General features: G+C 59.6%; 12 protein-coding genes. 3 read left to right on the top strand and 9 right to left on the bottom strand.

Annotated features, from left to right (window positions below; all coding sequences use genetic code 11):
- Positions 1-197: 197 nt before the first annotated feature.
- Both HMPREF2614_RS09475 and eccCa read right to left on the bottom strand, forming a co-directional pair.
- Complete coding sequence (locus tag HMPREF2614_RS09475) at positions 198-1,586, bottom strand: type VII secretion-associated protein (RefSeq protein WP_049180787.1); 1,389 nt, start codon at positions 1,584-1,586, stop codon at positions 198-200.
- Positions 1,586-5,359, bottom strand: a complete 3,774-nt coding sequence (gene eccCa / locus HMPREF2614_RS09470) for a type VII secretion protein EccCa (protein ID WP_070560818.1) — start codon at positions 5,357-5,359, stop codon at positions 1,586-1,588. The genes HMPREF2614_RS09475 and eccCa overlap by 1 nt, the downstream gene beginning before the upstream one ends.
- A gap of 247 nt (positions 5,360-5,606) precedes the next feature.
- Between eccCa and eccD the strand changes: the two genes are divergently transcribed.
- Both eccD and mycP read left to right on the top strand, forming a co-directional pair.
- Complete coding sequence (eccD, locus tag HMPREF2614_RS09465; protein ID WP_224786682.1) at positions 5,607-7,022, top strand: type VII secretion integral membrane protein EccD; 1,416 nt, start codon at positions 5,607-5,609, stop codon at positions 7,020-7,022.
- 14 nt (positions 7,023-7,036) lie between these two features.
- Positions 7,037-8,275: a type VII secretion-associated serine protease mycosin gene (gene mycP / locus HMPREF2614_RS09460; RefSeq protein WP_222867342.1), complete on the top strand. Its 1,239-nt coding sequence runs from the start codon at positions 7,037-7,039 to the stop codon at positions 8,273-8,275.
- Here the strand turns inward: mycP and eccB are convergent.
- Positions 8,234-9,676: a type VII secretion protein EccB gene (eccB, locus tag HMPREF2614_RS09455; RefSeq protein WP_070560811.1), complete on the bottom strand. Its 1,443-nt coding sequence runs from the start codon at positions 9,674-9,676 to the stop codon at positions 8,234-8,236. The two genes, mycP and eccB, sit on opposite strands and share 42 nt — an antisense overlap.
- A 114-nt stretch (positions 9,677-9,790) precedes the next feature.
- On the opposite strand from eccB, the gene HMPREF2614_RS10965 reads away from it, so the two are divergent.
- A complete protein-coding gene (locus HMPREF2614_RS10965; RefSeq protein ID WP_080972803.1) occupies positions 9,791-10,945 on the top strand; it encodes a hypothetical protein in 1,155 nt (384 codons plus the stop codon).
- 589 nt (positions 10,946-11,534) lie between these two features.
- Here HMPREF2614_RS10965 and HMPREF2614_RS09445 read toward each other — a convergent pair.
- The 6 genes from HMPREF2614_RS09445 to rpsK all read right to left on the bottom strand — a co-directional run bounded on the left by HMPREF2614_RS09445 (position 11,535) and on the right by rpsK (position 17,566).
- Positions 11,535-13,676, bottom strand: a complete 2,142-nt coding sequence (locus HMPREF2614_RS09445; protein ID WP_070560809.1) for a DUF6541 family protein — start codon at positions 13,674-13,676, stop codon at positions 11,535-11,537.
- 59 nt (positions 13,677-13,735) lie between these two features.
- Positions 13,736-14,605 carry a tRNA pseudouridine synthase A gene (locus tag HMPREF2614_RS09440; protein ID WP_070561016.1) on the bottom strand — a complete coding sequence of 290 codons (870 nt, stop codon included), beginning with the start codon at positions 14,603-14,605 and terminating at the stop codon, positions 13,736-13,738.
- Positions 14,606-14,918: 313 nt separating this feature from the next.
- Positions 14,919-15,395, bottom strand: coding sequence for a 50S ribosomal protein L17 (rplQ, locus tag HMPREF2614_RS09435; protein WP_038627680.1), 477 nt, complete (start codon positions 15,393-15,395; stop codon positions 14,919-14,921).
- 37 nt (positions 15,396-15,432) lie between these two features.
- Positions 15,433-16,458, bottom strand: coding sequence for a DNA-directed RNA polymerase subunit alpha (locus HMPREF2614_RS09430; RefSeq protein WP_038627678.1), 1,026 nt, complete (start codon positions 16,456-16,458; stop codon positions 15,433-15,435).
- A 73-nt stretch (positions 16,459-16,531) separates the two neighbouring features.
- Positions 16,532-17,137: a 30S ribosomal protein S4 gene (rpsD, locus tag HMPREF2614_RS09425; protein ID WP_038627676.1), complete on the bottom strand. Its 606-nt coding sequence runs from the start codon at positions 17,135-17,137 to the stop codon at positions 16,532-16,534.
- Between the two features lie 24 nt (positions 17,138-17,161).
- Entirely contained in the window at positions 17,162-17,566 is a 405-nt protein-coding gene (rpsK, locus tag HMPREF2614_RS09420; protein WP_016422078.1) for a 30S ribosomal protein S11, read from the bottom strand.

The following is a 17,566-nucleotide window of genomic DNA, read 5'->3' as shown; positions in this document are numbered from 1 at the left end:
CCCCCTTTTTCGTGTTGAGTGACTGATTAACGACGGCATTTTTACCTCCCCGCGCGAGCCAGCCAGCTTCCCGCGTTAAAAAACCCGTCATATTGTTTGGCGCGAAAAACCCCGATTCGGTTCCATTTTGGTTTTCCGACCTTTACCCCTACCTCCCCCCACCCCGCCCCAGTCACCTTCTCTACGCCCCTTGCGTATTACGGCACCGGCCGAGCGCTTACTACTGCCTGGTCGCATACGGGCCGTACCGGCGCAATAGTCCTTCCTCTGAACTGGCACCCCACACTGACTTGAGTTCCGTCCATCACTTTGTGATGCCAGAGCACTATCGAATTACCTGACGGCAGCCGCTCTTCTAGGACTACGACATCGGTGCCCAGTACTTGCCTGCGTTCCGGCGCGGACTTTGTCTCATCCCCGGCAACGGAGCTACTCAAAGCTGCTGCTAGATGTTCAAGCGCCATGTCCTGCGAAAGCGGATTAGCGAGCACCAATACGCGCATATCTCCGCCATCCACCGCAATCAGACGGTCGAACGGACTTGCCGAATCAAGCTCCCACCCGCCGGGAAATCGAGCTTCCACGCCTGCATTGGCCAGCATGACTACTGGAGCAGAATCGGGAACCGGTTTCGATGTGGGTGGAGGCGTAGTTACAGGTGGCGTAGTTACAGGAGGAGCCTGTGCGTGCGATGTCTCACGCTGCTTCTGCCTCCCCTCGTTCTCCCTGCCTATGCCGCCACTAATGAGCCATGCAGCAATCCCAACAATCAGCACCACCACCGTCAACAAACCAACGGCAGCTACTGACACAACTGTGCTTTGATTCGACACTGCGCTGGCTTCTCCCCTGGCTGCAGGATGCCTCCCCGCGAGATCCTCCAATTGCTCCACTTCACCGGCTTCAGCGTCGCCGATGCTTTTCAACCAGGCCGGATTTACGCACTCCCCGAGCCGCGAGGCTGGACAGTCGAAGACCAAAAACCCACGGTCGCGCAGACGATCGACTAGTAGAGCTCGCCGCGGGTTCGCTAGCCCAGGTGGAACTTCGCCGACGATGAACTCAATATCCTCCTGCCAGCGAGGCGGATACTCGGTAATACCGCGCCCACCGCTAACTTCCACATCATCAGGTATCCCCTGGGGTACATCCGGATACATGGTCAGCTGATAAGCCAGCGCAATAACTGTTTCCACCAGCGGTGCGCTGTCGTTCGCTCCGACCAAATGTGTCATCCGACTGTCAATGTGCCCACCGCTCAGACGAGTGACACAGACACGCGTTTCCTCTACTTCCACCAACACGCTATGAGACACAGTTGCCTCATCGAGTTCCACAACGGCGTCGGCAAGCGTCAGAATGTACGGATTGAGTTCGGCAGCCAATAGCGCGGAGGCCAGCCGGCACTGTCGCACAGCACCCCAATAGCTGGGCACAATGACTGTTTGCATGCTCTCGAGAAGCGGTCTAGGGCCATGCACAGCCAGTTCTGTGGTGTCTGCAGGTGCCGCGAGTCCCCACAGATGCCAGGTACCGTGGCGCAGCGTCGGGGTCTGCGTGGTGTCAGGAGAATCGACCCGAATCATCAACTGTCCTCCTGGTCACCAGCAGTATCCAACAAACCCAACTGCACAACCTGCGGACTCTGGCCGTGCGCCACCCAATAGCCACGACCCGGCGGCTGTTCGCAGGGCTTTACGCCGAGGATGGGGCCGTCGTCGCGTGTGCCATCCATAACAAAGACGCTGGCGCCCTGATCCTTAACCGCACCCATGACCGGGTCGTGGAGGGAACGCAACGCCCCGCTGATTCGACGGGCGAAAAAGATATTGAGCCCAATGTCGGCGGCGTGAGCGATGACTTCTGCCAGCGGCTGCAAGGGGTTACCCCGTGAGCCAGCCACGAGGTCATAGTCATCCACGATGACATTGATGGTTGGACCACTCCACCAATTTCGGGCCTTCAACTGCGCTGGAGTGATATCCGGTTGCGGGAGACGAGCCTTCAGTACCTCTGCCAGCTCCGCCAGCATGGGCGTCGCCACCGCAGCCGAGCCTGCATAGCCGGCCAGCCGCTCTTGGGGCACGGCCTCCATTAGCCCACGACGGTAGTCAATCACGACGAATTTCGAGTCCGACTGCGAGTACCGCAGCTGGTGAACGATGCCCCTCAGCGCGGCGGTTCTGCCACTGCCCGCCGAACCGAATATCAGTAGGTGGCGATCCTTTTCGGGGTGGAATATCACCGCGCCCAGACCGGCTTCTTCGAGACCCACTGCAATCGCACCTCTCGTCGCGGCCGCTGGTCGCGGCAAACGCGCAATATCAATCCGCCGCGGCAACAACTGGAGCTTGGGCGCCTGCTCACCGTGTGGCACCGTCTCTACAATCCGCTTGGTGTCCGCAGCACCGGTGAGAGCTACCAACATCGAAAAGCCGCCCGGCGCGACCCCACGTCCTGGGCTCTCCGGCACCAGCTCCGCTGCCTTACGATCAATCATTGAATCCATCGACTCCGCCTGACGCAGCTCAATCCGAGTACCAATCAGGTCGCGAACGGCAGGTCTCATGTCCGTCCACCGATGGGCTGTCAGCAGGACATGAATTCCCACCGCCAATCCATCTGCAACCAGCGCCTGCACATCGTCACTCAGCGCCGGAAGCTCCGTTTTGAACGCACCCCAGCCGTCAATGACCAACACCGAATCTGGCTGCCCTGCCGCCCGTGCTGCTTCCGACGAGAGCCATCCATTAGCGCGAAAGAGCTGTTCCCGACGACTTACCTCACGACGCAAAAAACCAAGCGTACGGCGAATAAGCTCCTCGTCTCCGCGGTGTGCAACCGACGCGACATGCGGCAACTCAGCCAGGTCGCTCAAGCCGCCCGCACCACAATCAACGATATAAAAATGCAGGTCACGGGCGCTGATGCCGTCGGCAAGCGCGAGGACCGCTGTGCGTGCAGCAGTGGTCTTTCCTGACCGCGGAGCTCCGACGATTGCCACGTGCCCGCCGGTTGTGCGCAGATCAATACGCAGTGGGTCTTGGCGCTGAAACAGCGGCTTGTCCACCAGTCCAATCACACCGGTCAATCGCTGTCGCGGCAGCTGCTCGTCGGGCTGGAACTCGATGGCCTCCGGTAATGGTGGCAGCCACACGCGATGCGCACGTGTCGGTACGTGCGATACCGCTGCCACCACGGCACCGAGCACCGTCTGCTCCGATGTCTGCACAGGCGGATCCACCATTCCACCATCGCTTGACGACGCACCGAAAGCCTCCCGCGTCCAATTTTCAGCGGTAAATTCAGCGACAGTGGCGACCTGCCCCTGCAGCCCCTGCTCTGCCCCAGCCGCCGCACCGTCAACAGGCTGCGGGCGGACCACCGGGCCGGAAACATACGCCGACCGAAAACGCACCGGCTCGGCGGCAGCAGATTTGATATACCCAATGCCCGGGATGGCCGGCAGATGATAGGCGTCCGGAACACCCAACACGCTGCGGGACTCCGCGACGGAAAAGGTCTTCAACCCAATGCGATAGGAAAGATGGCTTTCCAGCCCGCGCAAGCGGCCTTCCTCCAGACGCTGACTGGCCAGCAGCAAATGCATGTGCAAACTGCGCCCCAACCGACCAATCGCAACGAAGAGCTCGGCAAACTCCGGGCGTGCGGAGAGCAGCTCCGAAAACTCATCCACCACAATCAGCAACGCGGGCATAGGTGGCGCATCTATCTGCCCAGAGCGCCGGGCCTGTTCATAGTCGCTGACACCGGCGAAATTCCCCGCAGCGCGTAGCTGCTCTTGGCGCCGCGTCATCTCACCGCGCAGTGCGTCTTCCATGCGGTTGACCAGGATAAGCTCCTGCTCCAAGTTGGTAATCACCGCCGAGACATGAGGCAATTGATCCAGTCCCAGAAACGTCGCACCGCCTTTGAAGTCCACCAGCACAAAGTTCAACTGATCCGGACTGTGCGTGGCTGCGAGCCCTACCACGGTCGTTCGGAGGAATTCCGACTTACCCGATCCTGTGGCACCAACGCACAGACCGTGTGGGCCCATGCCGCCCTCGGCGCTCTCCTTAAAATCCAGATAGACCGGCGCGCCGCCGTCATCAGCCCCAACGGGAATACGCAGACGAGCACTGCCAGAGCGCGGTCGGTAGCGCAGAGTTGTCGGAGGCGGATACAACCCGAGCTCCTCCATAACCGGATCTTCCGAGGTCTTAACAGAATCATCTGCGCTTGTTGGCACTTCAAAACGCGCCAAGCTCCGCCCAAGAACCTCCGCTTCTGCTGGACTCAGCTGATCAGGTACACCAATCTCCTCCCTTCCGGACGCGGTTTCCGCATGCACAGTAGTGGTGGAAACGGCCAGCGCGATGCCATGGTTAACCGCGGCCTCCCACAACATTGACTGCGCCTCCACGACGGTCAGCAGAACTACCGAGGTCTCCGACCCCGCCTCGTCAAAAATCGGTGTCAGTTCAGTGACATCGAGCTGTCCGCTCGAATCCGCCAGCACAATCAGCACTGCAGCTGGCAGTGTGTCGATAGCCGTGAGCAGCTCCGTCAGCTGCGCACACGTCGCTGCCCGCAACCGCGCTGAGCCACAGGCATCAGTAACTGCGGGGTGCCCGTGGTGTGGTGTCCATTTCAGCCATTCCCACCCATCTCCCACAACTGCAATCAGGCAATCCTCCGGATGATGCAGCGCAGCGGCTTGGGCGACCATCGCTCGAGCCAGCCCCTGCGCCGCGGTATCTCCAGTGAGGGCGATAATCTCAAAGGCCGACACATCTATGGCAAAGGGCACTCCCTCAACCTGACGAGCCGATCGAATAACTTCCCGCAGTGCTACGGCGGAAACCGGATCCAGTTTCTCGGGCGCCGGAATTGCCGGCGGTGTCACAGGCGTTGTAGGCTGCTGCGTTGCCACCCCGATGCGCAGCTGCAAGAAATCCGGGTCCCCCTTTCGGCGTTCGCACGCCCGCCCCATCGCCCCCAGCTGCCACAGAGTTCCAGGCCGAGGGTGGATAAACTGCGCCGATTCACGCTGCATCCTCGCTGCTTTCGCCACCGCCCGGCGAATACTGGACAAATGCCTTTGATAGTCCTTCCGCGCCGGTGCCATGTCCTTATTTCCCGCCCCGCCCGACACCATCATGCCCACAGTGGAAAACACCATCATCAGCGGAAACATAAACGACATCGGGTTACGTCCCATCCCAGAGACAAACATCAACACCACCATGCCAACCACCGCCACGACCATGATCAACGGCATGAGTGCACGCATCAGCGGCACCGGCTGTGGCTCCGGCGCTTCCGGTGGCGCATCCGGCGCGATTGTGCCCGTCATAGGCTGCGGCACCGCTTTTCGGGTAGCCGAAATCCCCGCCCGTGCACTAGTCACAAAAATCCCCCCGCTATGTGTCGCCCCTTGTGTTCACTCGACGGCCAATCCCCCGACCAATCGGTGTGCACATAGCTTAAAACACACTCCGGATTCTCGCAGCGCATGGCCGAGACTGTTAGCGGGGGCACGCGCAGTTACTACCCCGAGTAGCGCTCTAACGAGTTGTACGCCACTCTAGAGGGACTAAAGCATGCAGAATTCATGGGGGAAATACATGCTGGGGGAACTCATTCGCGTGCGCATTGATGCCGCACACATGCCCGAAGACGCCAACCGAGCACACGCAGACCTTGCATTACCGACCAACGTCGCAATCGCCGCACTCGTACCGGATATCCTGCAAATTTTCGATATCGACATTGCGGACTTCCCGCTGGCACAGTGGCAGCTACGGACCGCCGCCGGCACGATATTGCTTGCCGACGACACCCTGAACGATGCCGGTATTGCGCCAGGCGAACGCCTGGTTGTTATCAACGACCCAGGGCCCGTGCCCAAACCTCGGCTCTTCGATGCCGCCGATGCTATTACCGACACCACCTATACCGACGGTATCGGTACGGCTGATTTAGTTGTTGGCTGTACCGCCGCCCTCGTAGCCACAGCTTCAATTGCAGCTGCCTCACTGAGCTTGAGCAGTACCGATTCCACACTGGCCGCGGCAATCAGCTTCATCGCACTGCTGGCAGTAGCCGGTGGACTGCGCCTGGCTCTGTTGTGTAGCGCAAAACCGGCGATTGTCATGTCCCTGGAGCTGCAAGTGCTCATTCTGGGCACCGCTTCGGGGCTCTGCTTCGTTGGCCTCGACCTACACCGCATACTCACCGACTGGCCGCCGACTGCTGCGATTAGCGTCGCGCTTGCCGTCACCGGTTTGGTTTTTCTCATTTCCAACACCGACGACGGCGACAACCGCATCACTGTTACCCTGGGCGCCGCGAGTCTCAGCGCTGCAGTTACCTTCGGTATTTACGCTGCGGCTGTCGCACTTTTCCAGAACTCGGTTCAATCAGGAGCACTCACCGCTGCTAGTGCAGTCATCCTGATACTGCTGGCACCTTCCCTGGCTATCAAGGCTGCCGGTATTCGCGTACCCAAAGTCCCTGCCGCCGGAGAGAGCTTCGATGACAGCGAAACTCCCGAAATATCCCACAACGCACCTAAGCGAGCGGGTTGGATTCTCGACGGCATCCTCTGCAGTGGCACCGGAAGTCTCAGCATTTTCACCCTGGTGGTACTTTTCTCCGGAGCCTATGCGAACAGGTGGTGGCCTCTGGGCATGGCTGCTGCTGTCATAGTCTTTTGTGCAATTCACTCCCGTGGCCAAGCCCGGAAAGTAGCTTCCACCTGCACTGCTTTAGCTGGTCTTGCCGTCATTGTGGCTGTCGCCTTTCAACAGTGGTTCGAAGGCAATTGGCCAGTTTCCGCTGGCCTTGTCGTCCCAATGCTTGCAGCCACCGCCTTAGCCGCATTTCCAGCGTCACGCATCTCACCTACAACGCGCCGCATAGCTGAGCTAACCGAGGCCTGCAGCATCGCCGTCATTCTGCCCATTGCGGCCATCATTGCCGAATTCCCTGAGTTCGTAAGTGGGTTCTTCCAGTGAAAAACCCACTTTTCATGAATGCCATAAAAACCCGTCTCACCGCCACGACCGCACTTTCCACGGTGCTTATCTCCACGTTGACGGCGGCCACCGCAGTAGCACCGTCGGGCATCGCACCAATAGCGGCTGCCCAGAACAGCCAGGACTGCGTGGCCACGATGCTGTCGTCGGAAAGCGCACTGCGTGAACCGACAGTGATCGAAAAAACTCTTCGGTTTCGCCAAGCATGGCAACTGACGACGGGTGCGGGGATTACGGTGGCGGTGATCGATACCGGGGTCTCACCCAATGAGCGCCTAGGCGAGGTTCTCGACGGTGGCGATTTTGTCGACGGCGACAGCGGGTTCGTAGACTGCGACGGTCACGGAACTCTAGTAGCCGGCATTATTGCAGGCCGGCCCGGTGCCGATGGTTTTGCGGGACTGGCGCCCGACGCGCACGTGTTGTCGATAAGACAAACGGCCGATGGCGAAGGCAATTTGGAGTCGCTGGCACAAGCTATCGACAGGGCCGTCGCGGAGGGCGCGAGGGTTATCAATATTTCGCTCACATCGTGTGCCCCGGCAGGTGTAATGCCCCAAGGTGCAACGGATGTTGCCGAGAGCGTCGCACGTGCGGAAGTCTCAGGCGCAGTAGTGGTCGCAGCGGCAGGAAATAAGGGCGATAGTTGTCAGGCCGGATCCGTAGCGTGGCCCGCAGTCCTGCCGGAGGTAATCGCAGTATCAGCAGTACAGTTCGACGATGCTGGCCAAGCACAACCCGCGGAGTATGCAATCACGGGACAATGGGTCAATGTCTCCGCTCCCGGCGGTCCCGTACTCGGTCCCGATCCGCGCACCCCTACCGGCCTCATAGACCGCCACGTGTTCGGGTCCGGGGATAACACCCGAGCTCAGCAAATCGCCGGCACCAGTTTTGCCACGCCAGCCGTGTCGGGAACGGCTGCCCTGCTGCTGGCACGAAACCCAGAGCTTTCCCCAGCACAGGTTCGCGACATCATCCTTAATTCCGCGAGCCCAATTAGTTCCGGGCTTGGCCTTGGCCGCGGCATCATTGCACCGTATGACGCTCTGATTTGGACCACTGCGGACACCGCCGCGCAGCACGCCGCCAATCCCGCTGCCGCGCCGGCTCCACCAGATCTGCTTTCTTCGCAGGAGCGCAATGCACCGCTCCGGGCGACTGGGCTGCTCCTGATATGCGCACTGGGCCTAGGTGCCTGGCTGCTCTCGCGCCCCAGACAGCGGCCCTAGCGCCGCCTGCTTACTCAGCTCAGGGCCTCCACGCAACGCGGCCAGAACTTCCCAGTCCACTGGCCGCGTACCACCGCTGTCGGCGTTGGATGATGCATTAAACCCGAGAGCAGCCAACGTCGTGCGATCGTGCACAGCAAAGCGCATTCCCTCTGGCGAAATGACGTGTACAGCCCCATTTACGCTTACTGCGATCGAGCTGCGCTCACGGCTGCGACCATCCACGAAACCGTCGACGGCCACACCCGAACCGTCGGCATGCGGGTAATCCACGTGCCGCCCCTCCGGAGCATGCTGCGACCACTGCACGAGAGCTTGCGGCCGTCCTGCTATCCGGCCGGTACACAGCCAGCCATCAGCATCGGCAAACGTCAGCGGCTTTTCAGGTAGTCCCGGGACTACTGGCGCATTCGCAACGGGAACTGCCGCCAGCTGCCCTTCACTGGCCTGCAGATCTGGACTATGCGCAGCTAATAGCTCTCCTAGCACCGGGGAGAGAATCGCGGCACCGTCGTCAAGCACGATAACGCGCCGCTGCCCGACCTCGACCACATTGCCGACTGTGTCGAATGGGGTGGCGAAGTGTGTGGGTGCGCCGCGGTTTGGAATTGCTGGCGCGGCCAGAATCGGAACCTCCGGAATCGTTCTGAGCAATGCAGGGGTGACAGGCCGGACTGCAGAGCGCTCCAACCCCAGCGCTCGAGAAACAGCGGCGTGCTCCGGATGGTTAATATCCAACCGCGAGCGGTAGCCCTGCGTAATCAGCCAGTGGTTTTGGCCATCGGCAACAACGGCACTGTCCGAGTGGGTCCGGGTAAGCTGCTGCGGTTCCCCACGTACTTCCTCAAGACGCGCAAGTGACTCTGCAACAATCCACGGTTGCCCGAGGTCTTGCACCGTCCGCTCGCATAAAGACAGTGCCAGCTCCGGCGCACCTACGCTGCCCGTCTTGGCAGCTCCCGAGGCCCCAGAGCCTGCCGGCGTGGCCGGAACTGCTGGTGCGCCCTCAATCCCGACAGCAAAACTGATGTCCTCTTTGTCCAACTCGCTACTGCGCACCCGTTTCGGCTCAGCAGGATTGCCCAAAATTAACCGCGCCGATGCGAGATTCGCGACTGGATGCAATCGACCATTGACACGTACATGTAGGCCCTCCGACCCTGACACGACAATCAGCTGCTCATTGGAGCTAGAACCGCCCTGCGGTCGCACCAACGACAGCACCGCAGTACCGGCGGCCAGTAAAACCACCAGCGCACAGCCGATAAACAGTGCTCGGGTTCGCGTGCGCAGAGGGTCGTGCAGCATTCGCGAATCCGCACGCACAAGCGCATGCTCAATCCGACGAATCAAGAATCGATGACCGCTGACCTGGCTAGGCGTGGTCGGTGTACGTGGCATGAGTTTCCCCCAAAACTATTCCCCCAAATAATCTCTACCCTGCAGAGTAAGCCAGGCCGCGCTACTGTGCGACCAGGGGAATTTTAGTGGGGAACATATTGGGGGGATTTTCACATGCCATTGTCATTGTGGCTGCTCATTACAGCAATAATCATCACTGCAGGCGCGCATGTCCCTGTGCGCGGACGCAGCCTTCGCGACCGGCTGCGACGCACCGAACCAGGACAGTTCATCGGACTACGTCTCACACCAGGTCTGCGTAGCCAGCTAAGCGCTGCGGATATCGTCTCGCTTGCCGACGACAGCCCAGTGACCCTGGATGCGCTGTGTTTTTATCACATTGCGCCGGAAATCCGCGGAGAGCATGCGCACCGCTACTTCCGAGCGGCCGAACGCTCCGGCACAACCCCTGAGCCCTGGACACATCTGGTGGCAACTCTTCCGGTGGAAGCCTCCACTGACAAAGCCCTACGCTTCCTCATCCACAGGCTGGGGACCCTTGGCATTCGCGTACGGCGATTAACGGCACAGGAGTGTGCTCTGACTGAGAGCTCTGCGGAGGTAGTACAGCTGCGCCGCACTGGACGTTCTCATCATGTGGCGGCGTTGGGGCGCAAACCGCACCTGTGGTTAAGCCGACAACGTGACGTCGCTATCACTAATGGTCCAGCGCAGGTCATAGGGGTCGGGAGCAGTGGACAAACCATCACAATGTGTCCCGCGAACCTTCCCCGATTGGAGGTCGACTGCGGAAATCAGGACATTTGTGAGTTGCTCATCGGAATGCTCTCGCTCGGCTATCGAGTAGGAATTCGCACGTCCCGTCCACATTTCTTTACTGTGGCTCTTGATCTGGGCGCAGTACTTCTCGCGCGAGCTGGAGACGACACCGTCGATGTGGTTGTCGTCGAAGAGTATGAGCCCGACCTGCGTACGGGAATCGCGAGAATCATCGAGGTCAGTCGTGCAGGTTCGCCCACGGCAGCAGCATCGGAAATGCCAGCTTCATGCCCTCGACTGGTGATGGGCGAATTCACCTGGACGCTATCTACCTCCCGCACTACCGATGAACTGCAGCCACTGGCTATGCGGGCAACTAGCGGTTCAGTCCCGGAATCAACGCGCCCAAATCTGGCAGACCGCCCGGCGCCGGGGAGCCGTCAGGCTCACCCTGCTGCGCTGGGTCATTCGGAGCACCATTTTCTTGGCCACCCGGCTGACCGCCTGCTGCAGGAGGCACATCCTCCTTCGGCATCTGTGCACCGGTGACATTGCCATTGTCGATAGTGGCAGCGCCCGCTGGTCCCGAGCACTCCAGAGTCGACGGGCCATAGGCCGCGCAGCTGTATCCGAATGCGCTCAACTGAGAATTCGCTGGCAGCGTCTTCATCTCACCCGCCGGCGGGAAAGTAAGGACCTCGTAAGTAACTCCTCCCGGATTCCAGGACACAGCATTGGCGGGAACCTCGTTCCCCGTGCCGTCATCGACCATCGGAGGATTGGCAAGATTCACCTGACAGGCCAAGTAGGCGTCACCGCTCAAATCGTTGAGGAAACAACGTGTCGTGCCATCCTCCAACTGAAAGAGTCGAGTATTTGGGCCGTCCGCCGGAGTGTAATCCGCATCATTGACCTGGGTGATTGCAGGAGTCTCCGTCGGCGTCTCTGATTCTGTCGATTTCGTCGACTCCTCAGTCGGTTTCGGCGGAGTCGAGGATTTAGTCTTTGCGGAAGAACTGACGGAGCGATTCGAGACTTCCGGCTTAGCCGGCTCGTCGTCTCCACATCCGGCCAGCGCGAAAGTCATCATCACACCGGCTGCGATCGTTGCCATAAATTTATTCATCCGCATGGTGTCCTAACCTACCCGACCATCGCTCCATCCCCTAGTAGCCGAGGGAGGAATTACTTCCGGAGAACTAGCTCGCATCTCGTCGATGCGTTCTGGCGTGATCACATCATTGAAAGCGAAGATGGTTACTTCCCTATCTCGATAAACAGGGGTTACCCCTGGAGCTACCCAGAGCCCTTCACCAGGAAACTCTAAATCCTCCTTGGAATCCCAAATACCCGGGGGTGACAAATAGATGAATCCCACGTTCAGCTTTCGGGCTGAGCGGTCGACATCGTTCACCCCATCCGGCCGATCGGGGTCTGGAAAACCGAGGTAATCAGCGTGCCAATACAGCATTGAGGTGGCAGTCCACTTATTCGCAACTGGCCAGTCATAGTGCGGGAACACTACCGGCAGATCATTGCGAGCGTACATCCAGCTGGACCCCTCCGGCGGATTCGTAAACGTGCGGTACTTATGTGCCTCCGGCTGCTCGGCCAACCAATCAAATGCCTTCAGGTCAGCATTGGAAATGATTTGCCATTCTCGAGGGCTCTTGTAGGCGAAATCTGCAGCGCTAGCATTAGACGCCACTCCATAGACGACGAGTACAGCAGAGCTCACCGTCGCTAAGCTCAACCCCAGAACCCACCCCGTCGATGGCACCTTTGACTCACTAATTCGAGCCGCCCACGCGCAGCCCCACGCCACGGCGATACCCGCAAACGCGGAATACAGATACGCGGTGACCATCACCAACCGGTGAGGCGTGGAATAGTGAAGCTCCGTGTACAGCGCGAGAATATCGCCCGGCACACCACCAAAATGATTGAGCGCGTGGGTCGTCATCAACACCGAAACAAACCAGGCCGGTACTACCCACACCCGTCGGCGCGAAGTACCTGCGAAAACCAAAACCGCCATCCCGATGAAACCGAGGATAATAATTGGCCAGAACGGCCGGAATTCCTCAGTGTGGCGAGTCAGCATTGTGGCGCCTCGATACCACGCATCGAAACGATCGAGGTCGTCTACTTCAGCGCTAACCGCGCGCACATCCTCGGTCTGAGAAGTTCCCGTAAGCCACTGCGGCAGTAGAACTGCCACTGCTGGCACAAAGGCGGCTGCAATCACCGCGACGTCGTAAAGCTTGGCGCGAACCGCACCCAGTTCAGGATGCGCGGGACGCGGCAGGCGGTAGCACAACCACCAGATTGCACCGAGCATAACAACTGTAGGCACCGATGCCGGATGGAGCTCTCCGATACCGATTATTGCAAGAGCGGCGCTCAAGATGCGCTGAGGTGCGTGTGGGAGCGACGTAGCAAAGGCAAAAACGGTAATCGCTAGCGCAATCGAGACCTGGTACGGCCAAGCCCCCACGAAGACCCCGACGGGCATCAATACCGGAAGCGCTGCGGAAACAAGCGCCGCAACCCCCGCGGCAACGGCGGTGGACAGCTTTTGGCGATCAATAATTCGCCAGGTCAGCGCCGCAGCAGCCGTGGGTATGGTCACGGCCGGAATGATAATGCCGAGGTAATTGACCGCCTCGGTGATTGGTAGACGGACAATCAATACCCAAAGCGCACCGAACGCATGCCATGCGGCGGGATAGTAGGACACCGCCTGAGTTTCCACATTCTGGATCTCGCCCATCCTAGTGGCCGAGGCCATGCCATCTTCCGTAATCGAACGGAGCACACTTGCATGCCAGAGTGTGTCCCAGCCTTGCTGGATGGTCGCCATCCCCTCGGACATTGAAGCGATGCGGCCGATAGCGGTCCACGTGAGAACCGCCGCTGCGATGATGACCCCGATACTTGCGATTAGCCCATAACCCAACTCGCGCCATCGACTTGCGGCGAGCGGCTGCGCCTCGGCCGACACCGAGCGATCGACACTACCGCGCCGTCGCCGAATCAAAGCGCTGCCGCCACGCCAGCACAGCGCGAGAAGTAATGTCACGGCGCAGCAGATAGACGCACTGACCAAGGTGAAGCGCACATCGATAGCGCCGAGCACCCACCCTGCGGTGCCTGCGATACCAAACGTCACCGCAGGACCGAGGGCCAGCGCCCACGGTGTACGAACGCCGCTGGCTCGCACTACAACAGCGCCGGGGATTACGAGCAGCGCAACCAAGCTAACAATTGCCCACACCACTACCGAACACTCCTCCTACGGTCACTTTCTTCAGGGAATTTTACCGAGAGCTTGTACATTTAAGCCTCGTCCACATCTGTCCGGGCATCACGACGCTCACGGGTCTGCTCCGCCCTGGCCGCCAGATCAGCATCGGCGGGGTAATCAACACCTACCAGGCTGAGCCCACGCGCCTCTGCCACCGGGACCAACGGGGAACGCTTCTCTTCACTCAACAACTGTTCAGTGAATCCAACCTCACGCCGCCCTTCACCGACGCTAAGGCAGGCCCCTACCAGTGAGCGCACCATAGACCAGCAGAACGCGTCGGCAGTCACATGGGCCTCGTACAGCTCCGGTTCTTCCCGCGTAGATACGTCGAGCCACTGGAACCGCTGTAAATCTCTAGTGGTTGTGGCATGTGGCTTGTGTCGACAAAAAGCGGCGAAGTCATTGAGCCCCAGTAGAGCATCAGCTGCCACCTGCATACGGTCGATATCCACTGACCGTCGCCAGTGGGCCGTATCGCGAGCACGGGTAGGAAGCGGGCCACTGACGCAACTAGTGACACGATAGACATAATGCCGACGTAACGCGGAAAAGCGGGCATCGAAACCCGGGGGCGCAAACGAGGCGCCCCGAAGCGTCACGTCCGCGGGCAATAGTCGCGCTACACGACGAACCAAATTACCCGGGTCCCCTGCGATAGAACGTGTGTCTAAACAAGAGACAGGAACATCTGCGTGAGCCACCTGACCGGAGGCATGAACGCCGGCATCTGTACGACCGGCCACAGTCAGTTGCACTGGAGTGCGCAACACCTTCTCCAGAGTGGATTCCAACGTCGCCTGCACAGTCCGCACCGGTTCTCCCGTAGGCTTATCGCGCTGAGCAGCCCAACCGTGGAAATCTGTCCCATCATAGGCAATGTCAAAACGCAACCGAACCAGGTCGGAGGCGGTACTCCCCGTAGCGGCACGATCGGGAGAATCGCACGGGGTATCCGGAGTCGTTGGCGTAAGTGATGTCACGGTTAACAGATTGTAGCCGCGACCCCGGATTAGAAAATCACCAGTTTCCACCGAAGGGCCTCCGTACAGCTCCCAATGTTGGTACGTAATCTTCGGTGTAACCGGAGACAGAACTGGGGTCGGGCGCTGTGCGCCGTCGTCAAGCACAAAGAACCCCCGGTAGAGAGTTCAGATATGAACTACTCGACGGGGGTTCAAAGCTGTGACGGCCAAAAGCCGTCGGCGAGGGGATTTACTCCTCCTCTGCAGCCTCAGCTTCAGCAGCCTCAGCCTCGGCCTCTTCGGCCTTTGCCTCTTCAGCCTGCTTGGAAGCAGCGGCGCGAGTTGCGCGAGTTGCCTCAGCAGTTGCGGTCTCTTCCTCAACCAGAGCGATCAGAGAAATCGGGGCGTTGTCGCCCTTGCGGTTACCCAGCTTAATGATGCGGGTGTAGCCGCCGTCGCGATCAGCGAACTGCGGACCGATCTCGTCGAACAGCTTCTTAACTGCGTAGTTGTCGTTGAGCAGCTTTGCAACGTTGCGGCGATCTGCGAGAGTGCCGCGCTTTGCCTTGGTAATCAGCTTCTCAACGTACGGACGCAGCAGCTTGGCCTTGGTGTCGGTGGTCTTAATCTTGCCGTGCTCGATGAGCTGCTTCGCGAGATTGGCCAGAATCTTCTTCTGGTGCGAAGCGGAGCCGCCGAGACGGGAACCCTGCTTAGGGGTAGGCATAGGTATCTCCTCGTTTTAATGAAGTCGCGTCGGTGAACTACTCGTCGTAGCCAGCGCTTGCGCCATCAGTCCAGTCAGCGTCATCGCCCGAGGCAGCGTCCAAATCAGCGACAGCAGCCGGGTCGAAGTTGTTCGGGGAATCCTTCAGAGCCAGGCCAAGCTCAGCGAGCTTTTCCTTGACCTCATTGATGGACTTGTCACCGAAGTTGCGGATATCCAGCAGATCCGACTCGGTACGAGCAGCGAGCTCACCGACAGTGTGGATCTCCTCACGCTTTAGGCAGTTGTAGGAGCGCATAGAGAAGTCCAGATCCTCAATCGGAGTCTGGTACGCAGCGACATCCTCAGCCTCGCGCGGGCTCGGGCCAATCTCGATGCCCTCAGCAGCCTCGTTCAGCTCGCGTGCCAGACCGAACAGCTCAACCAGAGTCTTGCCTGCCGACGCCATTGCGTCGCGGGCGGTGATCGAGTTCTTGGTCTCGACATCGATGATCAGCTTGTCAAAGTCGGTGCGCTGCTCAACACGAGTAGCCTCCACCTTGTAGCTGACCTTCAGAACTGGCGAGTAAATCTGGTCCATCGGAATGCGGCCAATTTCGCCACCGGAGTTCGGGGTCGCCGGCACGTAGCCACGACCACGTTCAACGATCATCTCAATATCCAAGCGACCGGATTCGTTGAGAGTAGCGATGTGGTGATCCGGGTTATGAATCTCCACACCTGCTGGGCACTCAATGTCTGCAGCGGTCACCGCGCCTGCACCTTCGCGACGCAGGTAAACGGTAGCCGGCTCGTCGAACTCGCTCGAGAGCACCAGACCCTTGATGTTCAGGATGATGTCGGAGACATCTTCCTTCACGCCCGGGATAGTGGTGAACTCGTGCAGCACACCGTCGATGCGGATGCTGGTGACTGCAGCGCCCGGAATGGACGACAGCAACGTACGACGAAGAGAGTTACCGAGGGTGTAACCGAAACCCGGCTCCAGCGGTTCGATAACGAACCGGGAGCGAGAGGAATCAATGTAGTCCTCAGTCAGCGTTGGGCGCTGGGAAATGAGCATTTTCGAAAATCCTCCAGGTGGCGACCGCTATATGACGCCATAGGGAATGAATGGATGCAAGCGAAGTTAGTTATTACTTCGAGTAGAACTCGACGATCAGCTGTTCCTGAAGCGGAATGTCGATCTGTGCGCGTTCCGGGGTCTGGTGCACGAGGATGCGCAGGGACTCAGGAACAACCTGAAGCCATGCCGGGACGACAGCGTCGACCAGGTTCTCCTGTGCCTCTTCGAACCACATCATCTTCTGCGACTTCGGGCGCACGTCGATGATGTCGTACTGGCTTACCTGGAAGGACGGCACGTTGATCTTCTTACCGTTAACGGTGAAGTGGCCGTGGGAAACCAGCTGACGAGCCTGGCGACGAGTACGAGCCAGACCAGCGCGGTAGACAACGTTGTCGAGACGCGACTCCAGCAGGACGACGAGGTTATCGCCAGTCTTGCCCGGACGACGGTGAGCCTCGGCGTAGTAGCGACGGAACTGCTTCTCCATCACGCCGTAGGTGAAACGTGCCTTCTGCTTCTCCTGGAGCTGGAGCAGGTACTCCGACTCCTTGATACGAGCGCGACCAGCCTGCCCCGGAGGGTAGGGACGACGCTCGAAGTTCATGTCGCCACCGACGAGGTCGACGCGGAGACGACGGGACTTACGGGTTGCGGGACCGGTATAACGGGCCATTTCTGTTCTCTCCTTACCCTATTCCTAGACGCGACGACGCTTCGGCGGACGGCAGCCGTTGTGCGGCTGAGGGGTCACATCCGAGATCGAGGACACCTCAAGGCCAGCAGCCTGGAGGGAACGGATGGCGGTTTCGCGGCCCGAACCCGGACCCTTAACGAAAACGTCAACCTTCTTCATACCGTGCTCCATGGCCTTACGAGCAGCGTTCTCGGCAGCCATCTGGGCAGCGAACGGAGTGGACTTACGGGAGCCCTTGAAACCGACGTGACCCGAGGAGGCCCACGAGATAACAGCGCCCTTCGGGTCCGTGATGGACACGATGGTGTTGTTGAAGGTGGACTTGATGTATGCGTGGCCCTGAGCCACGTTCTTCTTTACAACGCGACGGCCGGTACGACGGCCGCGTGCGGACTTCGGAGCTGCCAT

It is taken from the genome of Corynebacterium sp. HMSC074C11, assembly GCF_001809455.1.
Classification (GTDB): Bacteria; Actinomycetota; Actinomycetes; order Mycobacteriales; family Mycobacteriaceae; genus Corynebacterium; species Corynebacterium amycolatum.
Note: the sequence above shows the minus strand (reverse complement) of the source record. Positions and strands in the feature narration are given on the sequence as shown.

What these genes read in the sequence shown, in the direction of transcription:
- HMPREF2614_RS09475 (WP_049180787.1), bottom strand. Translation starts at nt 1,586, where the DNA reads ATGATTCGGGTCGATTCTCCTGACACCACGCAGACCCCGACGCTGCGC.
- eccCa (WP_070560818.1), bottom strand. Translation starts at nt 5,359, where the DNA reads ATGACGGGCACAATCGCGCCGGATGCGCCACCGGAAGCGCCGGAGCCA.
- eccD (WP_224786682.1), top strand. Translation starts at nt 5,607, where the DNA reads ATGCAGAATTCATGGGGGAAATACATGCTGGGGGAACTCATTCGCGTG.
- mycP (WP_222867342.1), top strand. Translation starts at nt 7,037, where the DNA reads ATGAATGCCATAAAAACCCGTCTCACCGCCACGACCGCACTTTCCACG.
- eccB (WP_070560811.1), bottom strand. Translation starts at nt 9,676, where the DNA reads ATGCCACGTACACCGACCACGCCTAGCCAGGTCAGCGGTCATCGATTC.
- HMPREF2614_RS10965 (WP_080972803.1), top strand. Translation starts at nt 9,791, where the DNA reads ATGCCATTGTCATTGTGGCTGCTCATTACAGCAATAATCATCACTGCA.
- rplQ (WP_038627680.1), bottom strand. Translation starts at nt 15,395, where the DNA reads ATGCCTACCCCTAAGCAGGGTTCCCGTCTCGGCGGCTCCGCTTCGCAC.
- HMPREF2614_RS09430 (WP_038627678.1), bottom strand. Translation starts at nt 16,458, where the DNA reads ATGCTCATTTCCCAGCGCCCAACGCTGACTGAGGACTACATTGATTCC.
- rpsD (WP_038627676.1), bottom strand. Translation starts at nt 17,137, where the DNA reads ATGGCCCGTTATACCGGTCCCGCAACCCGTAAGTCCCGTCGTCTCCGC.
- rpsK (WP_016422078.1), bottom strand. Translation starts at nt 17,566, where the DNA reads ATGGCAGCTCCGAAGTCCGCACGCGGCCGTCGTACCGGCCGTCGCGTT.